At 39.1% G+C, this 16,428-nt stretch carries 14 protein-coding genes and 3 pseudogenes; 5 read left to right on the top strand and 12 right to left on the bottom strand.

What is annotated here, in order from left to right:
* The first annotated feature begins 112 nt into the window (after positions 1-112).
* The 3 genes from FOC32_RS00630 (at position 113) to FOC32_RS00620 (ending at position 3,354) form a co-directional block, all read left to right on the top strand.
* On the top strand, positions 113-1,270 hold the full coding sequence (locus FOC32_RS00630; protein WP_004812142.1) for an iron-containing alcohol dehydrogenase: 1,158 nt from the start codon (positions 113-115) through the stop codon (positions 1,268-1,270).
* A gap of 75 nt (positions 1,271-1,345) precedes the next feature.
* A complete protein-coding gene (locus FOC32_RS00625) occupies positions 1,346-2,023 on the top strand; it encodes a type 1 glutamine amidotransferase domain-containing protein (RefSeq protein ID WP_004761253.1) in 678 nt (225 codons plus the stop codon).
* A 203-nt stretch (positions 2,024-2,226) separates the two neighbouring features.
* On the top strand, positions 2,227-3,354 hold the full coding sequence (locus tag FOC32_RS00620; RefSeq protein ID WP_004812143.1) for an alkene reductase: 1,128 nt from the start codon (positions 2,227-2,229) through the stop codon (positions 3,352-3,354).
* A gap of 83 nt (positions 3,355-3,437) precedes the next feature.
* Here FOC32_RS00620 and FOC32_RS00615 read toward each other — a convergent pair whose 3' ends face one another.
* Both FOC32_RS00615 and FOC32_RS00610 read right to left on the bottom strand, forming a co-directional pair.
* Positions 3,438-3,668 (bottom strand): hypothetical protein, encoded by a 231-nt coding sequence (locus tag FOC32_RS00615; RefSeq protein WP_001087973.1) that lies wholly within the window; start codon positions 3,666-3,668, stop codon positions 3,438-3,440.
* Between the two features lie 111 nt (positions 3,669-3,779).
* Entirely contained in the window at positions 3,780-4,388 is a 609-nt protein-coding gene (locus FOC32_RS00610; protein WP_004281836.1) for a TetR/AcrR family transcriptional regulator, read from the bottom strand.
* 143 nt (positions 4,389-4,531) lie between these two features.
* Between FOC32_RS00610 and FOC32_RS00605 the strand changes: the two genes are divergently transcribed.
* Together FOC32_RS00605 and FOC32_RS00600 are read left to right on the top strand one after the other, a co-directional pair.
* A complete protein-coding gene (locus FOC32_RS00605; RefSeq protein ID WP_004812144.1) occupies positions 4,532-5,551 on the top strand; it encodes an NADP-dependent oxidoreductase in 1,020 nt (339 codons plus the stop codon).
* Between the two features lie 16 nt (positions 5,552-5,567).
* Positions 5,568-6,206: a glutathione S-transferase family protein gene (locus tag FOC32_RS00600; RefSeq protein ID WP_004812145.1), complete on the top strand. Its 639-nt coding sequence runs from the start codon at positions 5,568-5,570 to the stop codon at positions 6,204-6,206.
* Positions 6,207-6,763: 557 nt separating this feature from the next.
* On the opposite strand, the pseudogene FOC32_RS00595 reads toward FOC32_RS00600, so the two are convergent.
* The 10 genes and pseudogenes from FOC32_RS00595 to FOC32_RS00550 form a co-directional block, all read right to left on the bottom strand.
* A pseudogene (locus FOC32_RS00595) lies at positions 6,764-7,092 on the bottom strand (transposase); the annotation flags it as partial.
* Positions 7,093-7,443: 351 nt separating this feature from the next.
* On the bottom strand, positions 7,444-7,929 hold the full coding sequence (locus FOC32_RS00590) for a hypothetical protein (RefSeq protein WP_004780074.1): 486 nt from the start codon (positions 7,927-7,929) through the stop codon (positions 7,444-7,446).
* Between the two features lie 56 nt (positions 7,930-7,985).
* Positions 7,986-9,260, bottom strand: a complete 1,275-nt coding sequence (locus FOC32_RS00585) for an MFS transporter (RefSeq protein WP_004812146.1) — start codon at positions 9,258-9,260, stop codon at positions 7,986-7,988.
* 72 nt (positions 9,261-9,332) lie between these two features.
* Positions 9,333-10,967 (bottom strand): malate dehydrogenase (quinone), encoded by a 1,635-nt coding sequence (gene mqo, locus FOC32_RS00580; protein ID WP_004812147.1) that lies wholly within the window; start codon positions 10,965-10,967, stop codon positions 9,333-9,335.
* Between the two features lie 435 nt (positions 10,968-11,402).
* Positions 11,403-11,585: pseudogene (locus tag FOC32_RS00575) on the bottom strand (IS5/IS1182 family transposase); the annotation flags it as partial.
* A gap of 49 nt (positions 11,586-11,634) precedes the next feature.
* Positions 11,635-12,621, bottom strand: coding sequence for an IS110 family transposase (locus FOC32_RS00570; RefSeq protein WP_004812148.1), 987 nt, complete (start codon positions 12,619-12,621; stop codon positions 11,635-11,637).
* Between the two features lie 241 nt (positions 12,622-12,862).
* A pseudogene (locus FOC32_RS00565) lies at positions 12,863-13,584 on the bottom strand (IS5 family transposase); the annotation flags it as partial.
* 158 nt (positions 13,585-13,742) lie between these two features.
* On the bottom strand, positions 13,743-14,525 hold the full coding sequence (locus FOC32_RS00560; protein ID WP_004780052.1) for a thioesterase family protein: 783 nt from the start codon (positions 14,523-14,525) through the stop codon (positions 13,743-13,745).
* A gap of 137 nt (positions 14,526-14,662) precedes the next feature.
* Positions 14,663-15,499: an SDR family NAD(P)-dependent oxidoreductase gene (locus FOC32_RS00555; protein WP_004780050.1), complete on the bottom strand. Its 837-nt coding sequence runs from the start codon at positions 15,497-15,499 to the stop codon at positions 14,663-14,665.
* Positions 15,500-15,513: 14 nt separating this feature from the next.
* A complete protein-coding gene (locus FOC32_RS00550; RefSeq protein WP_004780048.1) occupies positions 15,514-16,425 on the bottom strand; it encodes an alpha/beta hydrolase in 912 nt (303 codons plus the stop codon).
* Between the last annotated feature and the right edge of the window lie 3 nt (positions 16,426-16,428).

Here is a 16,428-nt window from a genome sequence, read left to right as displayed (position 1 = left end):
AGTCACCACATGGTATAGGCAAAAGCCGCAGTGTTGTCCAATTTTTTAAAGTTTATTTGATGAATAACGGTGGTTTTTCAAATCAATTAGTTGATCATCCTAGGATAAAAATATGCTGAATTTTAACTTTTATAATCCGACCCGCATTATTTTTGGTGGCGATACAATAGCTAAAATCAATGACTATGTGCCTACAGAAGCAAAAGTATTAATGTTGTTTGGTGGTGAAAGTGCACGTAAGAATGGTACTTTAGCTGAGGTGCGTGAAGCATTAGGTGCAAGAGAAATTCATGAATTTGGCGGAATTGAGCCGAATCCGAGTTATGAAACCCTCATGAAAGCCGTAGAGCTGATTCGAGAACAAAAGATAGATTTCTTGATGGCTGTCGGTGGTGGATCGGTAATTGATGGTACTAAATTTATTGCAGCAGCAGTCAATTATACAGGGGATACATGGGAGATTTTAGAAACCCATGGTACTAAAATTACTCAAGCTTTGCCTTTTGCAAGTGTACTCACCCTTCCGGCAACTGGTTCAGAAATGAATAGCGGTGGGGTAGTCACCAGAAAATCGACCCAAGCCAAGTTGTCATTTAGCAGTCCCTATGTTTTTCCGCAATTTTCCGTACTCGATCCGAATAAAACTTTTAGCTTGCCGACACGCCAGTTAGCTAATGGCGTGGTCGATGCATTTATTCATGTCATGGAACAGTACTTAACTTACCCTGTGAATGCACAAGTACAAGATCGTTTTGCCGAAGGTCTATTGCAAACTTTGATTGAGATTGGGCCGAAAATCTTGGAAGATTCAGCAGATTATGACACGCGTGCGAATTTGATGTGGGCTGCTAGCATGGCACTGAATGGGCTAATTGGAGCTGGTGTACCACAAGATTGGTCAACCCATTTGATTGGACATGAGCTCACGGCTTTACATGGTATTGATCATGCTCGTACCTTGGCGATTGTGTTGCCGGCCAATCTACAAGTGCGTCGTCAAGAGAAGCGAGAAAAATTACTACAGTATGCAGCTCGTGTCTGGCAGATTGTCGAAGGTGATGAAGAACAACGTATTGATACTGCTATTGCTCGTACTCGAGCCTTCTTTGAGGAACTTGGATTGCCGACTCGTCTTAGTGATTATGGGCTGGGGGAGACAGATATTGAGATCATCATTACGCAACTTAAATCACATAATCTTACACAGCTAGGCGAACATAAAAATGTTTCATTAGAGATCAGTCGCCAAATTCTCGAGATGAGCATCTAAGCTAAATGCGCGTATCTGGCATGCTCTGACCCTGTAACAATGCTCCTCAATCATGAAAATTATCGGAGAAATAACATGAAAATTTTAATCGTTTTAACCTCACATGATCAACTTGGCAATACTGGTAAGAAAACAGGTTTCTGGCTAGAGGAACTTGCTGCACCGTATTACACCTTTATTGACTCTGGTGCTGAAGTTACGCTGGCGTCGCCTCAAGGTGGGCAGCCACCACTAGATCCGAAAAGTAATTTAGCCGATGCTCAAACTGAAACCACTCATCGTTTTGAAGCAGATCCAACTGCAATGCAAGCATTGGCACAGACGCATAAACTTAGCGAAATTTCTGTAGCTGATTATGATGCAGTGTTTTATCCAGGCGGGCATGGCCCATTGTGGGATTTAGCAGAAGATCCGATTTCAATTTCTCTGATTGAACAGGCGATTCAGTCTGGCAAACCTGTTGCAGCAGTGTGTCATGCCCCGGGTGTTCTTCGTCATGTGAAAGCGAGTAATGGAGCGCCTTTAGTTAGCGGTAAATTAGTGACTGGTTTCACCAATACTGAGGAGGCCGCTGTAGGTTTGACTGAAATTGTACCATTTTTAGTCGAAGACATGCTTAAAGAAAACGGTGGTCATTATTCTAAAGTGGATGATTGGCAAGTATATGTTCAAGTAGATGGCTTGCTGGTTACTGGACAAAATCCAGCCTCTTCTGCTGCAACCGCTACAGCATTACTTCAATTGTTGAAATAAAGAGTAGCTAGTGTCTGTTGTGGTGCTTAGCAGTGAATAAAACTTCTGACTTTGAGCAACTGGCTCAATAAGCAAAATAACCCTCATTTAATGGTGAAGGGCCTGAGTGAATAGCTTTTCTTCCTTTATTTTTCTATATACAGGAAGGAAGGGTATTTTTTTAGTTTAGATCAATTTAGTCATGATTACTTGGATACAATGACATGAAGACCAGCAAACTTTTTCAAAACTTAAGCTTAGGCCCTTATGTTTTACAAAACCGTATTGTATTGCCACCATTAACGCGGTCGCGCAGTACTCAGCCAGGGAATATTCCAAATGACTTAATGGCAACCTATTATCAACAGCGTGCCGGGGCAGGATTTATGGTCACCGAAGGTACGCAAATCGAGCCACGTGGTCAAGGCTATGCTTGGACTCCCGGTATTTATAGCCCTGAACAGATTGCTGGATGGCGTAAAGTGACGGAAGCAGTGCATGCTAAAGGAGGCATTATTTTTGCACAGCTTTGGCATGTTGGGCGTGTTTCACATACATCTTTGCAACCCGATCATGCATTACCGGTCGCGCCCTCGGCTATTAGGGCTGATAGTAATGTTAAAGTCTTTATTGAGACCGGGCCCAATGCAGGGACCTTGGCTGATCCTTCCATGCCACGTGCTTTAAGCAATGCAGAGGTTAAAGAATTAGTGCAACTCTATGCTCAAGCAGCACGCAATGCCTTGGCTGCTGGTTTTGATGGGGTTGAAATTCATTGTGCAAATGGTTATTTGGTAAATCAATTTATCTCTGCACATAGTAACCACCGTGAAGATGAATATGGTGGATCACTAAACAATCGTTTGCGTTTTTTACGTGAAGTAGTAGAGGCAGTTGCTGAGGTGGTTGGTGCAGATCGTTTAGGAGTGCGTTTTGCCCCGCTATTTGAAAGTACAGAGGAAGATCGTGTTTACATAGGGTTGGTTGAAGATGATCCACATGTGACTTATATTGAAGCCATAAAAATACTTGAAGAAGTTGGGATTGCCTATTTATCGATTGCAGAAGCTGATTGGGATAATGCACCAGAACTTCCTCATGATTTTCGTAGAGATGTCAGAGACACTTTCAGTGGTCGGATTATTTATGCAGGTCGATATACGGCAGAAAGAGGGACTCGAATTTTAGAGGCAGGACTGGCCGATTTAATTGCATTTGGACGCCCATTTATTGCGAATCCAGATTTACCCGATCGCATCGTTAATGGCTGGCCGTTGAATACAGTAGATGCAAGCACTATGTATGGTGGGACGGAAAAAGGCTATATTGATTATCCAGCTTACGCAGATTAATCTCGACTAAGTGAGTTATTTTGCCAACCACAAAGGTTGGCAAAATAAGGGCTTAGGATTGCTGTTGCCAGCACAATTTCTTGTTAAAACAAATTCTTAAAATTTTTTAGCTGTGTAATGAGCCAACCTGCCAGTGGGAAAGAAATCAGTTGCGTTACTGGCACTAATACTATGACTTCAATCAACACCATCATCGGGAAACTTTGATGCTGAGTAATTGGCTTTAATAAAGTGAGTACTAGTAATAGTGTGGGATATAAGCCTAAATATCCGACTAAAATACGAGTCATGAGGGCTTTAGAAGGAGAATTCATTGCACGCTATACTCATGGATTGTAAATCGATCTAATAGCAATACATGAATAAGTAATCATTGGGTTGCTATCATAAACCATTAATTATGTTGTTGATATTTAATTTAATTTTTATGAATCTTCACTTTTTAATAGAAATTTAGTTGCTCTCAGAGCTTGATGTAATGGCGTTTTATCTTTTTGCAACTTACTCAGTAATGCTGCACCTAACCACATTTGGTAAAGTACTTGTGCCAACGTCGAGGCCTCAGTATCTGCTTGGATAGACTGATCCTGTTTTCCCAAATCAATTAAAGCAGCAATCCGTTGGATTACATCATCGACGCCAGCGGACATAATGGAGCGCATATCTTCAGATAGATCGGCAACTTCTGCGGCAAGTTTCACAATTAAACAGCTATCCGCCCAACCACACTGTGTTTCAGGATCTTCTATCCATAAATTAAAATACTCAATCAGCTTTTGATAAGGGGATTTATCACTACGCCATACATCATTTAAACGGACTTGGTAATTATCTACATAATGCTGTACCAATTCACATCCGAAAGCTTCCTTGGATTGGAAATAATGATAAAACGAGCCTTTGGGGATCTCACAGCTCTGTAAAATTTCCTGTAATCCTACACCAGTAAAACCTTTATGCAAAATCAGGTCTGAACTGGTGTTAAGAATGTGTAAGCGCTTCGCTTCAGACTTTTTAATAGGAGTAGGCTTCATATTAATTATTTACTCTATTGTAAAAAATAGACCAGTCGTATTGTTTTTTATTATAACTCATCTACAATGGATGTAAAGAAATTTTAATCATAATTTTTGATTGTGAAGAGAAATACTTCTAAATAAAACATGGAGTTATATGTGTGAAAACAGTTATTAATCAACGTATCGTTTTAGCTCAACGGCCAGTCGGTGAGCCAAAACACAGCGATTTTCGTATTGAGCAAGTTGAGCTCAATGAACTTAAACAAGGCGAAATGTTGTTAAAGACCATTTACTTGTCACTCGATCCTTATATGCGTGGTCGCATGAGTGATGCTCCTTCATATGCAGCACCGGTTGAAATTGGCGAAGTGATGGTCGGTGGAACAGTCAGTCAAGTGGTAGCCTCTAAAAACCCAAAATTCAAAGAAGGCGAGTGGGTTCTTTCAGGAAATGGCTGGCAGGGATACGCAATTTCTAATGGGACTGCATGTCAAAGCTTAGGTATGCAACCTGAACATCCATCTTGGGCACTGGGTATTTTGGGAATGCCAGGATTTACTGCTTATATGGGGCTGTTGGACATTAGTCAGCCTAAAGCCGGTGAAACTTTAGTCGTTGCAGCTGCAACGGGACCTGTTGGTGCTACGGTTGGACAGATTGGCAAAATTAAAGGTTGTCGCGTGGTTGGCATCGCAGGTGGGTCTGAAAAATGTCGTTATGCAGTAGAAGAGCTCGGTTTCGATGCTTGTATCAATCATCATGATGAAAATTTTGCAGAACAATTACAACAAGCAGTTCCCAACGGTATTGATATTTATTATGAGAATGTAGGGGGTAAAGTGTTTGATGCGGTATGGCCATTGCTTAACTCTGCGGCACGTGTACCGGTGTGTGGTGTGGTTTCCCAGTATAACGCTACCGAGCAAGCACAAGGGCCAGACCGTTTACCGGGCTTTATTTCCACCCTTTTAAAAAAGCGTATTCGCATGCAAGGCTTTATTATTTTTGATGACTATGGCAGTCAGTATCCGGAATTCTATCAGCAAATGTCTGAATGGTTGAAAGACGGAAAAATCAAATATAAAGAGCATATGGTGCAAGGTTTAGATAACACGATCAATGCTTTCAATGGTATGTTGAAAGGCGAAAACTTTGGCAAAGTCGTTGTAAAAATTTAAAAAAATAGGAATTATCATGATTACACTACATCATTTAGATCAGTCACGTTCTTTTCGCATTTTGTGGTTACTTGAAGAAATCAAGCAGCCTTATGAGCTGAAACGCTATTATCGTGACTCAAACACGCATTTGGCCCCTGACTCTTTAAAAACCATCCATCCTTTAGGGAAATCTCCAGTATTGGAATGGGATGGCAAAGTTATTGCAGAGTCAGGCGCAATCATTGAGTTATTAATTCAGAAACTTGCGCCGCATTTAGCACCAGATATGGATGAACCTACCTATGTCGATTATCTACAGTGGATTCATTTCTCAGAAAGCTCGGCCATGCTGCCATTTTTGTTAAAAACGTTTAATGCGATAGAAACCAAGCAGGGTACGAAGTTGGTATTTCTAGAAAATTATACTCAAGTTGAGTTCGATAAAGTATTTAGCTATTTAAATGAATATTTAAAAGATAAAGAATTTCTAGTGGCAGACCGTTTAACCGGTGCTGACTTTATGATGGGCTTTGGACTACATGCTTTAGTTTATCATATGGGACAAGGTGAAAATTATCCGCATATCCAACGTTATGTAGCAGGTTTAAGCCAACTACCTAGCTGGCAAGCCGCAGTACAAATTGAACAAAATGGTGTGAAAAGTCAAAAATAGCAAGATTGTTTTTTTAAGGCAATTGAGAAAAAGAATCATGATTGACAAGTACATCTGGTTATAAAATAAGCTGACATTTAGTTAAAGTAAACGCCTAATGAATTTCATCGGGCGTTCTTTATTTTAAAGATAAGGAATTACCATTATTTAAGACAAGTTTCGCCTATTCTTTCACTGCAAATTCCTATCAAAAGGGCTTGAATATCACGTTGGTTACGTTGAAAGATATAATCAACTTTTGAAAGAAAAGTGACTAACGCACGGCAAGATTAAATTATTCCTCGGGGGATTGAACAAGTGATCTACATCATTTTACTAACATAAACACATATACGTAAAAATCACGCCCCAGTTTAACTGGCAATAGTTTTTGAACCCTTGTATAAAAGCTTAAACGAATCTAGCAAGTCTTTATTTAATGTCAATACTCATCCAGTATTGAGGTTTTTTATCTTTTCTTGCCTGTGATCTAGGTTGTAATACTCTAATTTCATACTCACCTGAAGCAGGTAAAATATAAAGACCATTATTATCAAGCTCTGGAGAATATTCTCCAAGATTGCAATATCAATATGCTTTTGTCTTCTACAAAGCGTGGTGTACGAATATCACTGATATTCGGGGCTGCTCATCCGCAAAGTTTAATCATACTTTGCACAAAGCCTGTGACCATACGTAAAGACAGACGGAATAAGGATTTAATCATTAAGCAGCATTGGATGGCTGCGTCGGAGTAGATTTGATTTCGTCCTAGTTTGCCTTTTGATGGAGCATACCATTGCGTAGCAGGATCAAACCAAATGGCAATGTTTCCGCAATGAATGCGTGCTCTGTTATATGCGGACCAATTGGTTGTGCGGTAAATTTTATGTGTATGCTTCTTCATTTGAAAATTATATTGCTGAAAAAGCCCTTAAGAACATCTTTGTGCAACAAAGCCGTTCGAGATTGTTATGATCTTTTTTGACGGAGAACAAATTTTCCCTGATCAAGCAAATAACTTTAAAATTTTCTTAATGAGCAAGATGGCCAATACTTATTAGAAGAAAAATCTTTTGTTTATGATGCTGAAAATGATCAATTTCTAGAATCTGATATACAGGCATTTTATTCTCTTTCGTCTGCAATTCCAGACTAGCAAGACCCGCCTTTTAAAGGCAGTTTTCCTATGTAATAACATGATAAATCAGAATTAGGATTGTAAATTTTTCACCCACCGAATTTTTTGTGCCAGCTGTTATAATGCGCCAAATTGCTGCCAAGTCTCATCATTATGTAAAGAGTCATAATAATTTTGCAGTTCTACTAAATCATAATATTGAATATAAGCTAATAGTAATAGGCCGAGGATCAGTCCAACTTTAAGACAACTAAGTCTATTTGGCTTTCTATATAAATTATCTATTCCAAAGGCAGTTAAAATTAAAGCAGGAACCAATACAATTGTTTTTAAATGGTTTAGAAAGTGAATTCCATGTGTATACAATAACCCAATAATAAGCAAAACTAACCCTAAACTGGTGTAAATACGGTCATGCAGAGAAGTGCGTAACGCGAAATTACATTGAAAAGCTAAAATAAAAGTTGCAAATAAATAAAAACCAGTTCCACCAATAATGAACGTATAAATTGCATTGAATAGGCAATAAGCCAACAGCACTGATAGTACGAAAGAATAGAGTTTGGTATAGAGAATATGTGAAAAGGGGAAAATCTGTTTCATAATTTGCTCTATTGAAAACTCACATCATATTAAAAGAAGATTTGAAGCTTAACATGCTATTCACTTTTTGCCACTGTGGCATGTTTTTTTAGTGTTGGAGATGGCTTGAATAAATGTCGCGTACGAGTAAAGCTTAGAACACAGATTATTAAACACAGCGTCCCTCCAATAAGTACTGCTGACACCACAGAAAAATAGCGCGTCATCAGGCTCATGTGTAGGGCACCGAGCTGATTGCCTGAAGTGACTAATATGCCATTTAAAGCCGCTACACGCCCTAATAGTGCTTTTGGGGGGAGTTGCTGTAATAAAGTTTGTCGAATGACCATGCTGATGCTATCAAAGGCACCGATTAAAACAAGGAAGAAGACTGAGAGCCAAACATGGGAGGATAGTGCAAAGGCTAAAGTACACAAAGCAATTGCAAAACTACTATAGAGCATATTTCTCCATGCATTTTGCATCGGAGAATAACAGGTCAACATCAACATCATGATACAGGCGCCAATAGCTGGTGCAGCTCTGAGTATACCTAAGCCTTCAACACCAAGATGCAGGATATCGTGTGCAAAAATAGGCAGTAAGATAATGACACTACAAAAAAGCATGGCGCCGAGATCCAGCAACATACTCCAAAACATTAGTGGATGTTTAAAAATAAACAAATAGGCTTCTTTCAAACTTTTGCTTAAATGCTGTTTATGGGGGCTAGGGAATTGACGAGGACTTAATCCGAATAAGCAGATGCTACCCACGCAACACAAGAAAAAAACAATAAAGAAGGTTTTTTCAAGCCCAAGTTGGCCGAGTAAAAGTCCTGCGCATAAAGGTGCTAAAATGCCGCCTATTTGCCAAATGAGCGCGGTCCATGTGGCTGCATTGCTATAGGCTGACTCGGGGGTTAGAAAAGGGCGTAATGAATTAAATGATGGGCTGTAAATGCCTCTAAGTATGCCTAAGCAAAAGATGAGGCTATAAATGCCGCATAAAAGTGTATTTTGTTGAATGTGCTGTTGTTGATACTGAGAAAAAAGAACAATAAATAATAATGGAATTAAAGTGCTACAGCTAAAACTCCACTGCACAATTTTTTGTCGGTTATAGCGATCAGCCCAGTCGCCACTGATCAGGGAGAGGCAAATAAAGGGGAGTAACTCAATTAAGGCAATCATGCCAAGGCTGAGTGGATTTTGAGTGAGTTGATAGATACTATAGGCAATGACGACTTCTTGAATCATGATGGTTAGAATTAAGCACAACTGATTGACACTCAGAAGTGAAAAATCACGTGAACGAAAAGCCAAAAAAGCATCGGAATGGAAAAGCGACATAAATAGAATAGTTTCAAATATGAATTAAAAAAGGATGGCGCAAAGTCCATCCTTTTTAGGGTTTAAAGCAGATTACTGTGCTTTTGCTACCGCAATAGTTTCGTCATTTGCAGCTTTAGCCATAGGTGTATATTTCAAACCAAGGGTTGTGCTGGTGTATTGGCGAACTTGGTCAAGAAGCACAGGATTAGTGCTGAGTTCTTGTTGGTACGATTTTACAATTTCATGTAATTTCGGATTCCATTTACCTGCTACTTGCTGAGGGAATGCTTTTTCAAGCAAGCTCAACATAATATAAGGGGAAGTTGAAGCACCAGGAGACGCACCTAATAGGGCAGTCACAGCACCATCTTGTGATGCAAAAATCTCGGTACCAAATTGCAAGCTTGCAGGTTTGCCTGGTTCTTTCTTAATGATTTGAACACGTTGACCACCTTGATTCATGCGCCAGTCTTCTGGTTTTGCATCAGGATAGTATTTTTTCAACTCATTAAAACGGTCTTCATCGGTCATCATGACTTGGCTAACTAAATATTTCACCAAATCAAGATTTTCCATACCTACAGCGGTCATTGGTAAAACGTTGTTCTTAGTGGTTGATTTCAATAAATCAAGCTGAGAACCTTGTTTTAAGAACTTGTTTGAATAAGTTGCAAATGGACCAAACAACACATATTTTTTACCGTCGATATAACGTGTATCAATATGTGGAACAGACATTGGCGGTGCGCCTAATTCAGCACGACCATAAACTTTTGCAGTATGACCTTCAGTGACTTTTGGGTTGTCGGTCATTAAGAACACGCCACCTACAGGGAAGCCAGCATATTGCTTCGCTTCTGGTAAGCCTGTCATTTGTAAAAGTTTAACCGCTGCACCGCCTGCACCAATAAAGACAAATCGCGTTTTCACGTGATCTGTTTTCCCTGTAGTGAGGTTTTTAAATGCAACAGTCCACGTTTTATCATCGTTTTGGCTAATGCCAGTCACTTCAGTCGATGTTTGTAACTGGAAATTAGGTTGTTTTTTAAGGTGATCGACCAATTGAGTGGTGATTGAACCATAGTTCACATCCGAACCTACATCCATGCGTGTTGCAGCTACTTTTTGTGCAGCATCACGGCCATTCATCACCAATGGTGCCCATTGTTTAATTTCAGCAGGATTCTCAGAGAATTTCATGCCATAAAACATTGGGTTTTTAACCATTGCAGCGTAACGTTTTTCGAGGAAATTCACGTTATCACCCCAAACGAAAGCAATATGCGGTACAGGGTTGATGAAACTATTTGGTCGTCCCAAAACACCTTCTTTGACTTGATAAGACCAGAACTGTTTTGCAACTTCAAATTGTTCAGCCACTTTTACAGCTTTGGTAATGTCCATTTTCCCATCTTTTTCAGAGGTGTAGTTCATTTCCATAAAGCCAGAGTGACCTGTGCCAGCATTATTGAAGCCGTTAGAGCTTTCTTGTGCAACTTTGTCTAGGCGTTCATACATGCGAATTTGCCAGTTTGGCTCAAGTTCACTAAGATATGTGCCTAGGGTTGCACTCATGATGCCACCACCAACTAAGACTGCGTCAACGACAGGCTCATTGCTGGTGTTTTGAATTTTCTTAGACGCGATAGGTCTAAATAAAAAGATTAGTGCTGCAATAATAAGCAGAACGATGAATACCAATAGGTATTTTAAAAATTTGTTCATGCGATTATGACCATGGAGGGCAGGTTTGGATCGCTTTATAGCGAAGACAAGAATAACAATTATGGTGATAGGAACACTTGTAAAGAATTAGCTTAGAGAATTGAAGTAATACTCAAAATTACAAGTATGCAAAGATTAACGTTCGAAGCTATCACACATTTTTGATTGATGGATATTTTAGACTAAATATGTATTGACTTAGTAATTTTTATTGTAAATGAACATAATTAAAATATAAATACCAATGATGTTTATTCTTGTTTATTGGTTTTTATTTTAATTCAATATCTGGTTTAAAAAAAATCAGATGTTGAATATTTATACAAATACTCAGTAATTTATTAAAAAGAAGCTTATAACTTGTTTCAAGGTTACTTTCCAACGGCTTTATTGCACAAATATTTGAAAGGCAAAGCGCCCCTAATTGAGCCAAATTTAAGGCGTAACTTGGGTAAGTGGTCGACCTAATTCCGTAAATCTATTAAGGACTGCTACACGTGCATGAAGCTCATTGACTTGGCTATCAAAACTTCTTGTACTGAGTTTATCTCCTAATAATTTAATGCAGCGCATCTTAGTTTCAACTAAACTTCGCCGATGATAGCCTGACCATTTTTCCATAGTGTCTACCTGAGATACCGTCTTGGTAGTCAATCAGGTTTTGAGATTATTCGACCACTAAATAATCTCTTTGATAGGCAGTCTGATGTTTTAAAACGCCATAACACAGATGTATAAGCTTGCGCATTGCAGCACCTAAAGCACACATTTTATTTTTACCCTGGCTTAATAATCGTTGATATAAAGCTTCAATGTGTGGATTATATTTAATCGCTGTTAATGCCGACATATACAATACTGAGCGTATTTTACTGTCACCTGCTTTTGATAAGTGACTTTGCTTGTTGACTGAACTGCCAGACAACTGATGTACTGGAACCAAACCTACATATGCAGCAGCTCGACTTGCTTTTTCAAACTTGTGCGAATGAAATAACCCCAACAGTAATAAGTCTGATCGTTCACCGATTGACGGAATAGTTTGCAGTAATTTCAAATCCTGTTTCAATGTTGGATCTTGATCTATGTGATTATTTATTAACTTATCAATATTTTCAAGTTGCTGATTTAAATACTCAATATTCTCTTCAAGTAATTTGATCACAACAACGGAGGTATGAGTGGACTGCGCCTTTTCAAGTCGATTCTTTTCCTGCAATAGACTACCTAGATAGACATCTCGTCTGCCTAGTAAAGCTTTTAATAATCTGACATTTTCAGGTTCAGGCTGCCATATGATTAACTTTGCGGTGTAACCATAACGTGAAAGAGCTTCACTATCAGCTTTATCCGTTTTATTTAGCATGGACATGGCTTTGGCAAAGGCTCTTACTCGTGAAGGATTAGCCACACAAACCTTTACACCTGCATCATATAGATAATATCCCAAATTCTCATGATAAACCGAAGTCGCTTCCATGATTGCTGTCACTTGATCAGGTTCAATTTTAAGAGTGATGAGCCATTTGAGCAGACTGCCAAAGCCACTTTCTGTATTGGTAAATATTTTATTTTTTCTTTTTCCAGTCAAACCTTGAGGGAAAATGCAACAATCTATTTTGGTTTTACTGACATCAATACCTAGCATAATCATGGTGATATTCCTTGAGTTTAAGCTATGATTTTTATCCCATTAACCATCATCTTACCTTGTGAATACAGCATCAAAGTGCTTAGTTACCGTTCAGAGTTGTATGAGGGATAAGGGCAAATTGTAGGTTTTATCTCAGATTCAAATTTAAGATTTTAGCAGCACTCCAAACTCTACAATTTGCGTATAGTGGTAGCTAATCACTATATCAATCAAGATACAAGAAGCACTGCTTCGCTAGATTAACTGTTCGGAGTAATTCATTTCGCTCTAGCGAGCTACTCTTTGTATCTTTCCATGGTTTCGCATTTTTCTAGGTGGAATCACCGCATGCGCTTGCCGATCTGCAATGACCTGATGGCATTGCTTGGTGTCATAAGAGCCTTCAGTATAAACAGAGTCAATCCGCTCATCTTGTGGAATTTGATCAAGTAAATCACCAAGAACCTGTGAGTCACTGACATTATTTGTTGTAAGCTGAACTGCACGTATTTGCAGTGTTTCAGCATCTATACCTATGTGCAGTTTACGCCATTGTCGTCGATATTCAGGCTGATGCTTCTTACGTTTCCATTCACTTTTACCTAAAAAACTCAAGCCAGTAGAGTCAACGAGTAGATATAGTGCATCACAAGTTTTTTGATAGCTAATCGCAATATCAATATGCTTTTGTCTTCTGCATATGGTCGAATAATCTGGGCCGTCCCATTTAAGCCAGAGAGTTTAATCAGACTTTGCACAAAGCCTGTGACCATACGTAAAGACAGATTAAAAAGTGATTTGATTATTAAACAGCATTGGATGGCTGCGTCGGAGTAGATTTAATTTCGCCCGTGTTTACCGATACGGAGCATACCATTCGGTGGCTGAATCAAACCAAATGGCAATGTTTCCGCGATGAATGCGTGCTCGGTTATATGAAGACCAATTGGTTGTACGATAAATTTTAGGTGTAGGCTTATTCATTTGAAAATTATATTGTGGAATAAGCCTTAGAGATAGGTTTGTGCAACAAAGCCAGTAGCAACTATAAAGAGCTCATCGAATGATTTATGTAAAGTATCATTATTTTCAATAAAAAATTACTTTGATTACATTCATCATTAAAACTAAATAAATAAAACTCAAGCAAAAATGGCAACAGTTTGAGTTCCAGATAAAACCAACTCCCCTTTTTCATTCCACGCATGCATCATTTGATAAGAATATCCTTGATCAGAAATCAAGCTAAATGACTTCAAAAGATACCATTCGCTATGTTTAGCAGATTGTGCAAAATCGACAGCCCAATTCATTGAGCTAATAGGTGCTGGAGTCTTGAAACAAGCCATTGATGCTGGTGGGAGACAATCTCCGATAAGTAGTAATGCAATTTCAGGTGATATAGAAGTTGCGTCCTTTAGATGTACCCAAGCCAGTAATTCTGGCGTTTCGGAGTTAGATACCGGTGTAGATTGACTGACAAACCGTACACCAAAATTATCGAAAAAATCTGGAACAAACATTTCCTCAGGTGGAGGTAAATATGCTTCAGGACGGTCTACCTGTGGCATTTTAATATGATTGTGCTGAATTGTACTTTTTCTGGGCGCAGCAAAAATAAAACCTGTTCTGAGCACGAGTGCATCATGAACACGCGCATCAACAGCAATCTGTGTCGCGGACTTTCCTTGACGTAAAATTTCAGCATGAAATGTCACATTTTCAGTGACCGGGCCAATAAACGCAATTTGCGCACTTTTTAGTGGAGGAAGCCCCTCTGGAAATTCCTTTAATGCAATCTGCAAAGCCAATGCTGCTGAAAAACCACCATAGGCAGTTCTTCCCTGTAACCAATGTTTTGGCGGTGTATACGGTGTTTCAATGGTGAGACCGTCAAATATATCAGCTAATTTCGGCATGTACATGCGAGTATCCTTACTTATAAATCAAACTTATGTCGACGGATTTTTTTTAAGACAACATATATGGGTTTGAGTTGCATACACAATAGAAAATCACAGACTATTCTCTAAAAAATAATCTATGATTTTGTTATATAAAATCATTTTTTTAATGCTGCAAGCCGAATCGCTTCAATGACGTCCTCGTTTTTAAACCCAACTCGTTCTATAAATCCACGGAAAAGCCCAGGTGTACGAGCAACAAATCCATTTTTCTTCGGAACTACGACAAATTCACGGCGATTTTCTACAGCATCAACAATTGCATTGACCACTTCTTCAAGTGCAACCATTTTCCATAAGCCTGTTTGGTTACCGCCCCAAAGTTTCAGACCGGCCGGATCATCAAAAGTTTGATCCATCAACGGCGTATGAAAGAAAGTAGGATGGACACTGCCAACTCCGACATTAAGATGTTTAAGCTCCATACGAATACTGTTGCTTAAAGCCCAAACACCAGCTTTGCTTGCACAATAAGATGACTGTAACGGTGAATGGAAAAAGGCAGCCAATGAAGAGATTGCTAGTAAATAACCTTGCTGCTTTTGCACGTAAGGCAAACCTGCTTTAAATGTTCGCCATACACCATTTAAATTAATATCCATTACTCGATCAAACCGTTCTGGACTTGCACTTTCAATTGGTTCAAAACAGGTAATACCAGCATTGGCAATCACTACATCAATCCGGCCAAAATGTACTGCAGCGCTATTAATAGCATTCTGAAGACTTTCCATTGAACAAACATCGGCTTGCCATGCCTTGGCAATGGTATCTCCGCCAAGTGATGTAGCCTGTTTGTCTGCTGCTTCTAAATTAATATCCAATAAGGCCAATTTAGCTCCTTTCGCTGCAAAAGCAGTTGCCAAAGCTGAACCTAAACCACCTGTAGAGCCAGTAATTAAAATTACCAATCCATCTAAGTCATATTTTGCCATAATCAATTCCTTTTTTAATTTGCTGAAACAGTCCGGTTAAGAAAATCAATTTGATCGTGAATGACTTTTTCAAAGCCTTGATTCACATAGATATCAAAATGACCTTCTGAATAGATTTTGATTTCTTTTTGTGGTGTTTTTTGAGCATGTTTTAAGGTGGTTTTTGCTGGAGCAACGCTATCTGTTTCACACACACAAAATAGCACTGGGCATTGAATTTTTGAGGTGAATTTACCCGGAAAATATGTCAGTAGATCGAGCGCAAATCGAGCTGCTACATAATTTCGAAATTCTGAATTTTCAGGTACAAGCTGTAGATATCCATCCTCACAATCTTTGGCTGTCATTAATGCCGCACTGTGCGGTTTCCCAGCCGATGCAACCATAATAGGTTTTGCACCAAAAATAGCACCTATTCGATCTGTTAAAGCAAGTGCAGTAACTTTAATTGAGCTGATTGGACTGGTTGCTAAGCTAGAAGCTAAACCATCTGTAAATGGGCATTGAGATATTACTGCTACAATTGAATGATCATTTGCAGCAGTAGTAAGAACATGCCCACCACCAAATGATGTCCCCCAAATCACAATTTTAGATTGAACAACATCTTTCTGAGTACGAACAAAACTCAAGGCTGAACGCCAGTCCTCCAATTGCTTATTGATATCCAATAACTGGCGAGGTTCACCACCACTTGTACCAAAGTGACGATAATCAAAAAGCAAGCATCCATATCCTGCCTCAACAAATCTTTCAGCATAAGCAGGCAAGCGCATCACACGGACTGAGCCTAGGCCATGTCCCATCACAATGATCGGATATGGTCCATTTGTAGTGGGTTTATAAAGCGTTCCACTGCAATAAGAGTTTCCAGATTTAAATTGTATTTCATTGATTTCTGGCTTCTTAGTATTTTTTACTGCCATTTT

This window comes from Acinetobacter sp. FDAARGOS_724, from assembly GCF_013364475.1.
GTDB classification, from domain to species: domain Bacteria; phylum Pseudomonadota; class Gammaproteobacteria; order Pseudomonadales; family Moraxellaceae; genus Acinetobacter; species Acinetobacter variabilis.
Note: the sequence above shows the minus strand (reverse complement) of the source record. Positions and strands in the feature narration are given on the sequence as shown.

Bases quoted from the DNA above. Each gene is read 5' to 3' on its own strand.
- FOC32_RS00560 (WP_004780052.1), bottom strand. From the start codon at position 14,525: ATGTACATGCCGAAATTAGCTGATATATTTGACGGTCTCACCATTGAA.
- FOC32_RS00555 (WP_004780050.1), bottom strand. From the start codon at position 15,499: ATGGCAAAATATGACTTAGATGGATTGGTAATTTTAATTACTGGCTCT.
- FOC32_RS00620 (WP_004812143.1), top strand. From the start codon at position 2,227: ATGAAGACCAGCAAACTTTTTCAAAACTTAAGCTTAGGCCCTTATGTT.
- FOC32_RS00615 (WP_001087973.1), bottom strand. From the start codon at position 3,668: ATGAATTCTCCTTCTAAAGCCCTCATGACTCGTATTTTAGTCGGATAT.
- FOC32_RS00590 (WP_004780074.1), bottom strand. From the start codon at position 7,929: ATGAAACAGATTTTCCCCTTTTCACATATTCTCTATACCAAACTCTAT.
- mqo (WP_004812147.1), bottom strand. From the start codon at position 10,967: ATGAACAAATTTTTAAAATACCTATTGGTATTCATCGTTCTGCTTATT.
- FOC32_RS00550 (WP_004780048.1), bottom strand. From the start codon at position 16,425: ATGGCAGTAAAAAATACTAAGAAGCCAGAAATCAATGAAATACAATTT.
- FOC32_RS00570 (WP_004812148.1), bottom strand. From the start codon at position 12,621: ATGATTATGCTAGGTATTGATGTCAGTAAAACCAAAATAGATTGTTGC.
- FOC32_RS00625 (WP_004761253.1), top strand. From the start codon at position 1,346: ATGAAAATTTTAATCGTTTTAACCTCACATGATCAACTTGGCAATACT.
- FOC32_RS00610 (WP_004281836.1), bottom strand. From the start codon at position 4,388: ATGAAGCCTACTCCTATTAAAAAGTCTGAAGCGAAGCGCTTACACATT.
- FOC32_RS00585 (WP_004812146.1), bottom strand. From the start codon at position 9,260: ATGTCGCTTTTCCATTCCGATGCTTTTTTGGCTTTTCGTTCACGTGAT.
- FOC32_RS00630 (WP_004812142.1), top strand. From the start codon at position 113: ATGCTGAATTTTAACTTTTATAATCCGACCCGCATTATTTTTGGTGGC.
- FOC32_RS00600 (WP_004812145.1), top strand. From the start codon at position 5,568: ATGATTACACTACATCATTTAGATCAGTCACGTTCTTTTCGCATTTTG.